The organism is Sphingobacteriales bacterium (assembly GCA_016699615.1).
GTDB lineage: Bacteria > Bacteroidota > Bacteroidia > Chitinophagales > JADIYW01 > JADJSS01.
The window spans coordinates 230,651-244,770 of the sequence record CP064984.1 but is presented as its reverse complement, the minus strand read 5'-3'; the positions used below and the strand labels follow the sequence as shown (position 1 = coordinate 244,770).

The 14,120-nt window shown below is 28.5% G+C and carries 9 protein-coding genes; 6 read left to right on the top strand and 3 right to left on the bottom strand.

What is annotated here, in order from left to right:
• Window positions 1-132: 132 nt before the first annotated feature.
• Together cas9 and IPK18_01235 are read right to left on the bottom strand one after the other, a co-directional pair.
• A complete protein-coding gene (gene cas9 / locus IPK18_01240; protein ID QQR98192.1) occupies window positions 133-4,314 on the bottom strand; it encodes a type II CRISPR RNA-guided endonuclease Cas9 in 4,182 nt (1,393 codons plus the stop codon).
• A gap of 190 nt (window positions 4,315-4,504) precedes the next feature.
• Window positions 4,505-4,648, bottom strand: a complete 144-nt coding sequence (locus tag IPK18_01235) for a hypothetical protein (GenBank protein ID QQR98191.1) — start codon at window positions 4,646-4,648, stop codon at window positions 4,505-4,507.
• A 281-nt stretch (window positions 4,649-4,929) separates the two neighbouring features.
• Here IPK18_01235 and IPK18_01230 point away from each other — a divergent pair, with 281 nt between their 5' ends.
• From IPK18_01230 to IPK18_01220, 3 genes are all read left to right on the top strand, one after another.
• Window positions 4,930-6,534, top strand: coding sequence for a DNA polymerase/3'-5' exonuclease PolX (locus IPK18_01230; protein QQR98190.1), 1,605 nt, complete (start codon window positions 4,930-4,932; stop codon window positions 6,532-6,534).
• Between the two features lie 82 nt (window positions 6,535-6,616).
• Window positions 6,617-7,123: a DUF1573 domain-containing protein gene (locus IPK18_01225; protein ID QQR98189.1), complete on the top strand. Its 507-nt coding sequence runs from the start codon at window positions 6,617-6,619 to the stop codon at window positions 7,121-7,123.
• Window positions 7,124-7,157: 34 nt separating this feature from the next.
• Window positions 7,158-8,030, top strand: coding sequence for a UbiA family prenyltransferase (locus IPK18_01220; GenBank protein ID QQR98188.1), 873 nt, complete (start codon window positions 7,158-7,160; stop codon window positions 8,028-8,030).
• Here the strand turns inward: IPK18_01220 and IPK18_01215 are convergent.
• Entirely contained in the window at window positions 8,023-9,156 is a 1,134-nt protein-coding gene (locus IPK18_01215) for an aspartate aminotransferase family protein (protein ID QQR98187.1), read from the bottom strand. The genes IPK18_01220 and IPK18_01215 overlap by 8 nt on opposite strands.
• Before the next feature lie 184 nt (window positions 9,157-9,340).
• Here IPK18_01215 and IPK18_01210 point away from each other — a divergent pair, with 184 nt between their 5' ends.
• Genes IPK18_01210 through IPK18_01200 form a run of 3 tightly spaced genes read left to right on the top strand, consistent with a single transcriptional unit; the run spans window position 9,341 to window position 14,116 of the window.
• Window positions 9,341-9,940 carry a TetR/AcrR family transcriptional regulator gene (locus IPK18_01210; protein QQR98186.1) on the top strand — a complete coding sequence of 200 codons (600 nt, stop codon included), beginning with the start codon at window positions 9,341-9,343 and terminating at the stop codon, window positions 9,938-9,940.
• A gap of 5 nt (window positions 9,941-9,945) precedes the next feature.
• Window positions 9,946-11,031 (top strand): efflux RND transporter periplasmic adaptor subunit, encoded by a 1,086-nt coding sequence (locus IPK18_01205; protein QQR98185.1) that lies wholly within the window; start codon window positions 9,946-9,948, stop codon window positions 11,029-11,031.
• 34 nt (window positions 11,032-11,065) lie between these two features.
• Window positions 11,066-14,116 carry an efflux RND transporter permease subunit gene (locus tag IPK18_01200; protein ID QQR98184.1) on the top strand — a complete coding sequence of 1,017 codons (3,051 nt, stop codon included), beginning with the start codon at window positions 11,066-11,068 and terminating at the stop codon, window positions 14,114-14,116.
• Window positions 14,117-14,120: the final 4 nt, after the last annotated feature.

Genomic DNA, 14,120 nt, shown 5'->3' with positions numbered 1-14,120 from the left:
ACCCAAGTATATGTTGGTTATAGAAAATCATAAATAATGTTTTATGGTTTGTGTTTGTAGTTTATAATATTTTTTAATTATATTATACTAAAATTAAATAAAAATATAATTTATGTCAAGTGTTTTCTTAATCTAATATTCTCCAATTTGTATAATTTTTCCAAGATGGTTTATTCTTACTTTAATTATTGTACTTAAATTACTAGTACTTCTTAAATTAATGTATGCTTTATCTTTTAATTCTTTAATTTCATTAACTGTTGTTTCTAGATGATGTCTAAAAAAATAATTTTTTGTCGCAATTTTCTGAACTCTATATAAATTTTTACTAATAATTTTATTGTTCTTTTCATCTAATAAATCAATTTCATTGGGATTGAAGTCTTCAGATGGAAAAACAAACATCTCATTTTGTTTCATTGTAAATAAAAACTGCCATCCTAAATCTTGATTATATGTTTTATCTATAATTGGTAATTTTTGATTGGCTCTTTCTACTGCTTCAAAAAAGGAAACAATAGATTCTTGTAAATTACCATCTGCATCTTTATAAATAGCTACATGATGGTTGTTGCCTGTACTGATAAAATCATTTGGAATTTTCTTATTGTTCTCATCAAGTATTAAATTACCTTTGTGGTCTTTTTTATGATGCAATGCTAATCCATTAGCAATACCTGTGATGGTTACTTTTTTTATTGAAATATTTTTTTCTTTATTTAACCATATTGGATTATTTTCTAAATCTGCAAATGCTTTATCTGCTTTTCCACTAAATTCGTCTAATCTTTTTTGAAGTATTTTTCTTATTTTTTCATCTACTACTTTTTCTATTTTTAGATCTTTATTAATGTCTTTTCTAATGGTATAATTGTCTTCTAAATATTTTAGTTTTACAATTTCTGGAACTATTTTTTTTTTTTTATCATCGAGATAAATTGGATTTTTACTGAGTGCGTTTTTACCTGTAAATGCTTTTTTTGCATCGTTATTATTTTCTTCTAATCTTTTCAATAATAATGATTTATATAATTTATTACACACTAAATTTATTTTATCAATATCGAAACTCGCATTTATTTTTTCTTCTTTTATTACTATTTTTTTGCTTAATGCATAAACGGTTTCTTTGTGTAATTGTCCTCGTGGTGTTAATTGAGTAAATTTGTTAAAATTATTTTTTCCATTCTTTTTTGATTTGTTGATATTTCTAGTAACAACTTTATTTTTTACTTTAAAAGAAATTAATATGTTTTCTATGTGTTCTTTGGCTATTGTTCTAAAATTTTCCATTGGTGGAATAAACAGTCTTTTGCTATTGCCATTACTATCTATTAATCTTTTTGTTATTTTGTTTCTAATAGCAAATAATGGTTTACTTTCTTCATTAGATGCATTTAGGTTATTTATATATTGTATATGATTATGTGTTGTAAATGCAACTGTTAATGCATCCATAGCATGATGTCTGTGATCGTTTCTTTTTGTCCAATCTGTGATTACTTCTTTTTGTTGATTGTCTTTGGTTTCAATAATATTTGTAAGACCTATTGCTTTATATTTTGGTAAATTAATTTCTTTCATTACATTGACTAAATCCCAATCTTCTCTTAATTTATCTGTAATACTTCCTGTAGTACTTACTACAGTTTTGGTTACTGTATATAATAAATTTTTTGCTTTTTTTGCAATGTATTGTGTATCTCTTAAATCTCTATTGATAAAATCAGATGGAATTTCTGCTTCTGTCATTAATAGCTTGTTGTATTTGGGCTTAGAAATAACTTTTTTATCTAAGAGCATTTTTAAAGTATCCTTATATTTTTCTAAATTATCTGGCAAAACTCTACTGATATAATCAATAGCTGTTTGGTCTTTTTTGTCTAAATTGTTTTGTCTGAATGCTAAAGTTTTATTAGAAAATGAGTCATCAAATAGTTTTGCTTTTGGAATGATGTGTTCTATATCTATTTTCTTTGAAAATAAATCTTCTGCATTGATTTTAGTATTAGTATATAAATCCTTGTATCCGTTAGTTGCTAATTCTTCATATAATTTATATCGTATAATATCATTTCTTGTAGGATTTTTTATATTAAATGGGTTACTTCGTAATATTTTTATAATTTCTTGGTGTTTGATATTGGCTTCATTGATATATGCTGTATAATTTTCTCTTTCTTTTGCAGAACTTTTTAGTTCTCTTGCTAATTCAATTCTAATTTCATTTGGATTGCCGTAATTTTCTATTACCTCATTTACCAAATTGATCATTTGATTTAATATCTTTTCTACAACTGGATTTCTAAGTTCGTTCTTTTTTAATAGTTGAATAGATGTTTCTATTTTCTTGTTAGAAATATCTTCTTTAGTTTTTGAATTAGAATGATTATATCCAACTAATTCACAAGCTTTAGAAAATTCATATCCATCTTTTAATTTAGGTAAAATTTTATTAATAGCTTTATATGATAAATTGCCATAATCATCAGAAAAATTGATGGCACAAAATAGATTTGTGTATTCAATTGGAATTCCAAATTTGGTGTGAAGATTTTTTTTGAGTGCTACATCAGTATCGCCATAAATTAATTTATCTGCTTCTGAAATTTTATCATCATCTTGAGCTGAGTATAATAAGTGCCATAACTGATAACTTGGTTGATTGATACCTTTATCACTATCAAAAAATAAAATATCTGGATTAATACCTAATGTTGGCAAAATTGCTTTTAGTTCTTCATTAATTTCATCTGCTGACTTTTTATTCCAATCAAAACCATAGCCTTCATTTTCTGCAATTATTTGAAAAACATTATAAAATGATTGATTGATATTATTGCCTTCAAAACCTTTTTTGTAGTTTGTTTCCCAATCTTTTGAATTAATATTGATGAGTTTTAATACCTCTGATTGACTTAAATTTCCTCGTATATTTAATTCTTTAAAAATAGTTTCTTTGTCTTCTTCACTTAATACATGTTTTGTTTTTTCTGTTTTGTGTTTTATAACTACATTGTTTAGTATTTGCCAAATTTTAAATTCTTGAAAAATAGGAGAGGACTTTGGTATTACTTTAGAACCAATAATTTTTTTCTTTTCATTTCCATTATTTTTGACTATAATTTCTTTATGCTCAAACTCACATAAACTTATTAATCCTTTTTGTGATTTTAATTTTCGTTGATAAAAAATTATAATATCTCTTAGTTCTTCTTTTAATTGATTGCTAAGTATTGAATGATATTTTGCTTGTGTTTCCCAAATCTGTTCAAATTCATCTAAGTAATCTTGTCTGTAAAAAACTTTATTTTTCAATGAATGATGCTTGTTTTTACAAATACTATTATATAAATATTGTCCAACTGTTTGCTTATTAAAATATAATTCTTTACTTCTATCACTAATATTACCTAAATAGCCACTACTTGAGCTAATTTCTTTATTGATTTCTTGCAATACAATAGCAATAGTTTCTAAGTCAAATTTTTCTTTTAAAGCTTCAGTTCTCCATTTATACTTTTCTATTTTCTTTTCAGTTGCATTACCTTTTTGCTGAATACCAACTAAATTCCAATTCTCTTGTAATGTTTTCCAAGTTTGTCCACTGTTTTTTCCTTTTAACTTTTCAAAAAGTTCTTTAGTAAATAAATCAATATAAAATTGAGTTTGAAATTCCCAAATATGATTGAATTCATTTATTAAATCTGAGTTGTAGAATGTTGGTATATATTTTTTCCCACTACTTAATAATTGATAAACAAATTGACCAACAGTTAAATTTTCGTCATAAAGTTTTTTAGCAATAGCCATACCATCAATTAAACTTCCTTCATCTGTACTTTTTGCTTTTCTGCTACTTTTATAACCTCTTTTTTTATTAATCATTAAGAGTACTCGAGCAAATTCATTTAATTCAATTTTTTCTACAGCTGACTTTGCTCTTAATTTAAGTGTTTCATAAGTGGTGTTTTTTCCATCTTCAATTAATAAATTATCGTCACTAATTATTTTATTTTTGTTGAGTATGCTAATAAGCTCTTTTCGTCTCAATTTAAATCTTTGTAAATTTCTTCTTGCACTTCTTTTATTGGTTCTTCCTGCATTAGGTGAAATTCCTTTTCCAGAACAAAAATCTTCTTCTGGTTTCATAGAAGCTGCACCAGAATCCGTCTTTACCATATTTTCGCCATAATGTATTACTCTTACACCAAGTTTTATAATACTTGATTTTTCGTTAGCTTTATCGTCTTCATTCACCAAAGCCCAACCTATGCTATTGGTTCCCAAGTCTAGTCCTAAAATTGTTTTCATAGCTTTTAATGTGTATTTATTGTTAAATCATTATTTTGTAAAACTCTAATTCTACACAATATTAAATATTATTTATTACATTTGCAAATGACGATTCGATATAATGTATAATGATTGACGAATTATTATTGAGTAGGTTCAAACTACCTTGCAAGCTCAACCCAATGACTTGTAGCATTATGTACATAATTCAAAGTATATTATTGTTTAATAATATGTGTAGAATTAGTTGTGAATTGATTTTTAAATTGGAAGATGGATAAGAGAAATCTTGTCCATCTTTTTTTATTAGATTCTTGGTACCTAAGTCTAAGCCTAAAATTGTTTTATTCATAGTTTTTAATTTTCCAATAAAAATAGAGAAATATTTTTTTATATCATAACTGTTTTGTAACTTTGTATTCTACAATTTAAAATCAATTCACAATAAGGATTATTCCGTTGTGAAAGCATTGGTTCGCCTCTTGTCCATTATCAGGAGGCATTTTTATTTCATATGTTTCACGAATACCATTAAAAACAATAACAATATTTGAGCTAATACAACTAAGGTGGCGCAAGTCGCCTTTTTTATTTTCTAACTAACAAAAAACAATTTTAACTACCTTTGTTCGTATGACAAATGCTCAATTATCACAGCAATTTAAGCTATTGGCTGAACTAATGGAACTGCATGGCGAAAATGATTTTAAAACTAAAAGTTACTATTTCGCAGCACGCACACTCAAAAATTTAGATATAAATCTTACTGAACTATCAACTTCAGAAATTGAACAAATTCAAGGAATTGGCAAAGCTATAGCTCAAAAAATTTATGTGTTACTACACGAAGATAAATTCGATTTGCTTGAAAAATATTTGGCTATCACACCAATTGGTATTGTCGAAATTTTACAAATAAAAGGCATTGGACCAAAAAAAATAAAATTACTTTGGGATGAATTGCAGATTGAATCTATTGGAGAATTATTATATGCATGCTACGAAAATAGACTTACAACAATCAAAGGTTTTGGAGAGAAAACTCAAGCAAATATTATTGAGCAAATTGAGTTTATGCAGAAAAATGCAAGTAGTTTCTTGTGGGCAAGTGCAGAACCATTAGTTATAGAAATTCAACAAGAAATTGAACAACAATTTCCAAATATTATGATGAGTGTAGTAGGTGCGTTTAGAACTAAAGAAATTATATTAGACAATATTGATATTTTAATAGCAAGTAACGACAGTGCTGTTCAAGAAAAGTTAATTCAAGATTTTAAGAACTATCCAGTCACTTTTCATTTTTGTACAAATGATGATTTTTATAACCAACAGTTTAGACTTTCTTCCAACGAAGAACATATTAGTGAGATAGAGAAAAGACTGCCAGCCAATAAAACTTATACTTCAGAAGAAACAATTTATAGTGATGCAAAATTACCATACATAGAACCAGAATTTCGCAATGTAGAGAATACTATTCAATTATCAGAAAATGATATATTAAAAGATATTATTACGCTAAAAGATATAAAAGGTATAGTACATACACACACCAAATATTCTGATGGTAGTAATACTATTGAGCAAATGGTAAATTATTGTATGCAACAAAATTTTGAATATTTGGCAATTTCTGATCATAGCAAGAGCGCATTTTACGCAGGTGGATTAAAAGAAGAAGATATTATAAAACAACATCAGGAAATTGATGCGCTAAATCTGAAATATCCAAATTTTAAAATTTTTAAAAGTATAGAAGCTGATATTTTATACAATGGAAATTTAGATTACGATGCAGATATCTTAAAGTCATTTGATTTGGTAATTGCATCAGTACATGCGCAGTTAAAAATGAATGAAGAAACTGCGACTGCACGAATCATCAAAGCTATTGAAAATCCTTACACAAATATACTTGGGCATCTTTCAGGTAGATTGTTACTTTCAAGGAAAGCTTATCCACTCAATTACAAAAAAGTTATTGATGCCTGTGCTGCAAACAATGTTTGTGTAGAACTTAATGCAAATCCACATCGTTTAGATATTGATTATTCGTGGATACCATATTGTCAAGAGAAAAATGTAAAAATTGCCATCAATCCAGATGCACATAATTTGCATGGAATTCATGATATTAGACATGGTGTAATGGCTGCAAGAAAAGGACTGTTGATGAAAAATAATTGCATTAATACCTATAATGCTCAGGATTTTATAGCACAGTTAAAGAAATAATCGATAATTATTTTTAATGAGATATGATGTTATAAATTATCAGATAAAAAAAGTATTTTCGCAATCATCTTAAAATTTTAGAATGAAAAAACATATTATCATTATTATTATGAGCATTATTGTAGTGCTTTCTGCTTGTAATTCTTCTTCAAAGAAAGAAAAGAAAATGACTCCAGAAGAAGCTAAGGCAAAATTGGATTCTATAAGAAAGATATTGCGAAGTAATAGACCAGTATATGATACAGCAAGATTAGGCAATCCAGATAGTTTGATGCAATTTCCAACGGTATTAAAATTTGAAAAAGAATTATATGATTTAGGTACAATAAAAGAAGGTGAAAAAATTAAACACAATATTATTTATACAAATACTGGGAAATATCCATTAATAATTTTTTCAGCAATAGGTAGCTGTGGTTGTACAGTTCCTGAGTACAAAAAAGAACCATTAGCACCAGGCATGTCAGATACATTGAGCTTTACATTTAATTCTGAAGGAAAACATGGAAATCATACAAAAACAATTTCAGTATTAGCAAATACAAACCCATCTTCAAACCAAGTTAAGTTTTCAGTAAAGGTTAAGTAATAAACCAAATTTCAATTTTATTGTTTAACTAGATATGAAAAATTACCTTTCTTTATTCAAATTCTCACATACAATATTTGCATTACCATTTGCTTTGATTGGCTTTTTCTTAGCATTCCATACTACACATGGTAACAGTAATTTTTCGATAACATATTGGGCAATTAAATTGTTATTGATATTAGTTTGTATGCTTACGGCACGCAATGCAGCAATGGCATTCAATAGATACATAGATAGAAAATATGATGAAAAAAACCCAAGGACAGCCATTAGAGAAATTCCTGCAGGCATCATCACGCCAAAAAATGCATTGTGGTTTATAATTATTAATTGTCTTATATTTATAATTGCAACTTATTTTATTAATAAACTATGCTTTTATTTGTCATTTGTGGCATTGGCTGTTGTTTTAGGCTATTCACTCACCAAAAGATTTACTTTTTTGTGCCATATCGTATTAGGTATAGGTTTAGCATTAGCACCAATAGGAGCGTACCTTGCAGTTACAGGAAAATTTAATGTATTACCATTAATGTTTTCGTTTGCAGTATTATTTTGGGTATCAGGCTTCGATATTATTTACGCACTTCAAGATGAACAATTTGATAGAGAAAATAATTTATACTCTATTCCATCTTACTTTGGTCAAGATAGAGCAAAGTGGATTTCAAGAACTCTACACTTTTTCAGCATGACTTGTTTGGTATATGCAGGAATTTTAGGGCAATTTCATTTTATGTATTGGACAGGCATCTGCATTTTTGCGATATTGCTAATCTATCAACATAGTTTAATTATCAGATTTGGCTTACAAAAAGTAGATTTAGCATTCTTTACTACAAATGGTATTGCAAGCATACTATTTGCAATTTGTACCATATTAGATTTATTACTACTTAACTAATTTCTTCCTTCAAAGCATTAATAAAAATATCTATTTCTTGTTGTTGTATGGTAAGACTAGGCAACAAACGCAAAGTATTAGCATTGTTTGAATTTCCAGTAAATATCTTATGTGTGTAGAGTAATTTTTCTCTTAATGCTTTAATCGGATTTTCAAACTCCAAACCTAAGATCAAACCTTTGCCTCTTATTGCTTTAATAGATGAGAATTGTTTTAATTGTTCTAATATGTATTTGCCCATTTGTTCAGCATGTAGCATTAATTGTTCTTGTTCTATAACGTCCAACACAGCCAAACAAGCAGCACAAGCCAAAGGCGAACCACCAAAAGTAGTGCCAAGCATACCATAAGTTGCTTTTATCTTCTCAGAAATTAATACACCACCAACAGGGAAACCATTGCCCATTCCTTTTGCGATAGTAATAATATCTGGCTGTACATCAGCAAACTGATGCGCAAAAAATTTACCAGTTCTGCCATAGCCACATTGTATTTCATCAGCAATAAATATGGCATCAAATTGATTACAAAGTGTTTGTATTGTTTTCAAAAAATCTTCTGTTGCTTCGTAGATGCCATTCAATCCTTGTATGCTTTCTACAATTACTGCGCAGATATCATTGCCTTCTTTTTCAAATGTATTTTTTAAAGCATCTATGTCGTTGAAAGGCAAAAATATTACATGGTCATCAAAATTGATAGGTGGTTTTATTTTTGGATTATCAGTCACAGCAACAGCAGCAGCAGTTCTACCATGAAAAGCACCATGAAAAGCAATTACCTTTTTTCTTTTATTATAAAATGATGCTAACTTTAATGCATTCTCATTTGCTTCAGCACCACTGTTAATTAAAAATAAATTATAGTTTTCACAACCAGATATCTTACCTAGTTTTTTTGCTAATGTTTCTTGTATATTTAGATGTACAGAATTAGAATAAAAGGATATTTTTTCTACTTGTTCTTTTATTTGTTTTGTATAATGTGGATGCGCATGACCAATAGAAATTACTGCATGTCCACCATAAAAGTCCAGATATTTTTCGCCATTTTTATCAAATACAAATACACCATTTGCTTTTTCTAACTCAATGTCAAACAAAGGATACACTTTAAATAAATCCATCTTTAAATATTTTGTAGTCTAAATTCTCTTTTTTTTTATAAAAATGATAGAATAGTAGATTATTAAATAATAAAAAATAATGTTAAGCATAAATAACGTTTATTATATGATTTATTGACATAAAACAATTTTTTAATTTACTATAAATTGTAACTTTGTTATAAAATATAACTTAGTTATAAAAATGTCAGTTTCTGAAAGAAGGATAAAAGAACGTATAGAAATGCAACAGCATATACTATCTACTGCAAGAAATATTGCAGCAAAAGATGGTTGGCAAAATCTGACAATCAGAAAAATATGTGATGAAATAGATTATACAGCACCAGTTATTTATCAATACTTTGAAAGTAAAGAGAAAATATTAGAAAATATACGTTATGATGGTCTTCAACAAATGAAACTAACATTTGAGAAAATTAATTCAAAGACATCTAATCATGAAAATAGATTAATTGAATATGCATCAGCATGGTGGAAATTTGCACTAAAAAATTCAGAAATATATCAGTTGATGTATAATTTACAAGGCGCCGTTTGCCCAATAAAAGACAATTTACCAATTCATATAGTTGAGTTCTATATAAATTCATTCATAGAAATAAATACTAAAGCAAAGAAGTCAAAAACATATAGTTTAGAACTTTGTGATAATTACATTGCTATTATTCACGGATTTATTGCCATCAGAATGGTGAATAAAATTAAATCAGGCAATGAATCAGCAGAAAAAGTATACATCAATAGCATTAAAAGATTTATCCAATCTATAAAAAATAACTAATATTTATGAAGAAATCAAGTATTATATTTTTACTAATAACATTAATCATTGTGGCAATCTTGGCATATGTAAAAATTTCCAAAAACAAAGAGATGGAAGCAAAGAATGCACCAATGGGAAAAGGTGGGTCACCTACTCTAATAGCCAATGGTTTTGTAGCTGAGTATTCTAAGTTAAATAACGAAATTACAGTTAATGGTAATGTATTGGCACAAGATGAAGTTGTTTTGCAACCAGAGGCTTCAGGTAGAGTTACATATCTAAATATTAAAGAAGGTGCCATTGTGTCTAAAGGAACTTTGTTACTAAAAATTAATGATGCAGATTTGAAAGCACAAGCTGCTAAACTAAAAACTCAGCAAAAAATTGCACAAACTAATTTAACAAGGCTAAAGGAACTTATTAATATAAAAGGTGTATCGCAAGCGGAATACGATGCCGCAGAAAATAATCTAAATAATATTGATGCTGATCTACAATTGTTGCAAGTACAAATTGACAAAACTGAATTAAGAGCACCATTTTCAGGAAAATTAGGACTGAGAAATATTAGTTTAGGTGCATATGTTTCTCCATCAACGCAAATAGTAAGTTTGCAAAATACATCACAACTAAAAGTTGATGTTTTTGTACCAGAAAAATATTCCAGTCTTATACAAATAGGAGATATGCTACAATGTCAAACAGCCAGTAGTGATGATATTTTTAAAGCAAAAGTAATAGCTATAGAACCATTCATCAGCGAAAATACAAGAAATTTAAAAGTAAGAGCATTGATACAATCGAATACTTCAAAAGTATTTCCAGGTGCATATATAAAAGCCAAGATAGTATTAAAAGAAATGCCTAATACTATCATGATTCCAAGCAATACAGTAATTCCTGATGACAAAGCTACCAAGGTTGTTGTAACTGATAGCGGAAAAGTAAAATTTGTAAATATAGAAATTGGATTCAGATCTGAAAGTGAAGTACAAGTATTAAATGGCATAAGCATAGGCGATACAATACTTACAACTGGTTTATTACAAGCAAAACCAAATATGCAAGTAAAAATCAAAGAAGTTACATCAAAATCTATCATAAAATAAATAATTCATAGACAAATAAAATAATAACTATTTTATGGGATTACCATCACTAAGTTTAAGACGTCCAGTATTTGCAATTGTAATGAATGTCATGATAGTTCTATTTGGAATTATTGGATATAAATTTTTAGGCGTAAGAGAATATCCAGCTATTGACCCACCAGTTATTACTGTTCGTACAAACTATACTGGTGCGAATGCAGATATTATTGAATCTCAAATTACAGAACCATTAGAAAATGCGATCAATGGCGTACAAGGCATTCGTACTATATCATCAGCAAGTAATCAAGGTTCTTCTAATATTACAGTAGAATTTGAATTATCTGCTGATTTAGAAACGGCAGCAAATGATGTAAGAGATAAAGTTTCTCAAGCAGTAAGACTGTTACCACAAGATATTGATGCTGCTCCAGTTGTTTCAAAAGCAGATGCCAATTCAGACGCTATCATTTCTATGACTGTACAAAGCGAAACCAAAAGTGTGTTAGAACTTACAGATTATGCTGTAAATGTATTACAACAAAGACTACAAACAATACCAGATGTAAGTACTGTACAAATTTGGGGACAAAAAAATTATGCTATGCGCCTTTGGTTTGACCCAATAAAACTGGCAGCATATCAAATTACCGCAATCGATATTCAAAATGCTTTAAATGCTAATAATGTAGAATTACCTTCTGGAAAAATTGTAGGCTCTACTACAGAAATTACCGTAAACTCTTTAGGAAGATTAAATACAACAACAGAATTTGATGATATGATTATCAAAGATACTGATGGCCAAAAAGTAAGATTAAAAGATATTGGATACAGTGTTTTAGGTACAGAAAATTTTGAAACAAGCCTAAAAGAAAGTGCAGTTGCCATGGTTGCATTAGCCATAGTGCCACAACCAGGTGCCAATTATATCAATATATCTGATGAGTTCTATAAAAGAATGGAAGAAATAAAAAAAGAAGTACCTAAGGATATTAAATTAAATATTGCATTAGATAATACTGTATTTGTAAAAAAATCAATAGAAGAAGTAAAAGAAACATTGCTCATTGCAATTGTTTTAGTTGTTATAATAATATATTTATTTTTTAGAGATTGGATAATTGCAGTAAGACCATTAATAGATATTCCAGTATCCTTGTTAGGTGCATTTTTTATTATGTATGTTTTTGGATTTACTATTAATGTACTTACATTATTAGCAATTGTATTAGCAACTGGGTTGGTGGTTGATGATGGTATTGTTGTTACTGAAAATATATTTAAGAAAATTGAAAAAGGAATTCCAAGATTTCAAGCAGCAATAGAAGGTTCTGAGGAAATATTCTTTGCTGTTATTTCAACATCAATTACCATTGCCATAGTATTTATTCCAATAGTATTTATGGAAGGTTTTGTTGGTAGCTTGTTTAAAGAGTTTGGTATTGTAGTTGCTGGTGCTGTATTAATTTCTGCATTTGTATCACTTACTCTTACGCCAGTATTAAACGTATTAGTAGCCAGAAAAAATAATGAACATACTTGGTTTTATAAAAAATCAGAACCATTCTTTAATGCAATGGATAGCACATATAAAAATTTGCTAGAATCTTTTATGAACATAAGATGGGTGTCTTTCATTATCATCATAGTATGTTTTGCAACAATATATTTTATTGGAAAAACATTACAATCTGAATTGGCACCAATGGAAGATAGAGGAGCATTTAGAATTTCTGTTACAGCACCTGAAGGTACATCATATCCATTAATGCAAAATTATGTAGACGATATTACTCAATTTATTTTAGATTCTGTACCAGAACAAAGAATGACACTGAGTGTTACATCGCCATCATTTGCTGGCTCTGGTGCTGCCAATACAGCATTTATGCGTATACGTTTAAAAGAGAAAGAAGATAGAACAAAATCTCAAGATGAAGTTGCATTGTATTTAAATAGAAATTTCTCAAACTATAACACAGGCAAGGCATTTGTTATACAAGAACAAACAATTTCTGTTGGTTCAGCAAGATTTGGTATGCCTATACAATTTGTAATTAAAACATTCGATTTTGAAAAACTAAAAGAGGCAATACCAAAATTTATGGATGAAGTCTCAAAAAGTCCAGTATTTCTTGGTTATGATGTGAATCTTAAATTTAATAAACCAGAATTAGAAATTATTATTGATAAGGATAAGGCAACTGCATTAGGTATTTCTGTACAAGATATAGCACAAACACTACAATTTACAATGAGTGGGAGACGTTTTGGCTATTTTCTGAAAGATGGAAAACAATACCAAATTATTGGACAAAGTTTATATGACCAACGCAACAATCCTGATGATCTGAAAAATATTTTTGTAAAAAATAATCAAGGTACTTTAATTTCTTTAGATAATATTATAACAATGGTAGAAGTTGCTAAGCCACCACAAAGGTATCATTATGATAGATATAAATCTGCCACTGTTTCTTCAGGATTAGCGCCAGGAAAAACAGTTGGTGATGGAATTGAAGAAATGAGACGAATTGCCAAATTAGTTTTAGATGACTCGTTTTCTACTGCATTATCAGGCACTTCGAGAGATTTTGAAGAAAGCTCATCCAATACATCATTTGCACTAATATTAGCTTTGGTATTAGTATTCTTAGTATTAGCTGCACAGTTTGAGAGTTTTATAGATCCACTTATCATCATGATTACAGTACCATTAGCTATTGCTGGTGCAATGCTTTCTCTTTGGATTTTCAACCAAACATTAAATATTTTTAGTCAGATTGGAATAATAATGCTCATAGGTTTGGTGACCAAAAATGGAATTTTAATTGTAGAGTTTGCCAACCATCAACGCAAATTAGGAATGAGTAAAGCAGAAGCAGCTGTAAGTGCAGCAGCAATGAGGTTGCGCCCAATTTTAATGACAAGTTTAACTATGGCATTAGGTGCTTTGCCAATTGCAGTGGCATTTGGTGCAGGTTCTACAAGTCGTATCTCATTAGGAATTGTAATTATTGGTGGTATTATGTTTTCGTTGATTCTTACATTATTTGTAATTCCAGCTATGTACACATTTATGTCAAGAACTAAAAAATAAAAAA

Excerpts from the sequence above, each read along its gene's own strand:
- IPK18_01200 (QQR98184.1), top strand. The coding sequence starts at position 11,066 with ATGGGATTACCATCACTAAGTTTAAGACGTCCAGTATTTGCAATTGTA.
- IPK18_01235 (QQR98191.1), bottom strand. The coding sequence starts at position 4,648 with ATGAATAAAACAATTTTAGGCTTAGACTTAGGTACCAAGAATCTAATA.
- IPK18_01220 (QQR98188.1), top strand. The coding sequence starts at position 7,158 with ATGAAAAATTACCTTTCTTTATTCAAATTCTCACATACAATATTTGCA.
- IPK18_01205 (QQR98185.1), top strand. The coding sequence starts at position 9,946 with ATGAAGAAATCAAGTATTATATTTTTACTAATAACATTAATCATTGTG.
- IPK18_01225 (QQR98189.1), top strand. The coding sequence starts at position 6,617 with ATGAAAAAACATATTATCATTATTATTATGAGCATTATTGTAGTGCTT.
- IPK18_01210 (QQR98186.1), top strand. The coding sequence starts at position 9,341 with ATGTCAGTTTCTGAAAGAAGGATAAAAGAACGTATAGAAATGCAACAG.
- IPK18_01215 (QQR98187.1), bottom strand. The coding sequence starts at position 9,156 with ATGGATTTATTTAAAGTGTATCCTTTGTTTGACATTGAGTTAGAAAAA.
- cas9 (QQR98192.1), bottom strand. The coding sequence starts at position 4,314 with ATGAAAACAATTTTAGGACTAGACTTGGGAACCAATAGCATAGGTTGG.
- IPK18_01230 (QQR98190.1), top strand. The coding sequence starts at position 4,930 with ATGACAAATGCTCAATTATCACAGCAATTTAAGCTATTGGCTGAACTA.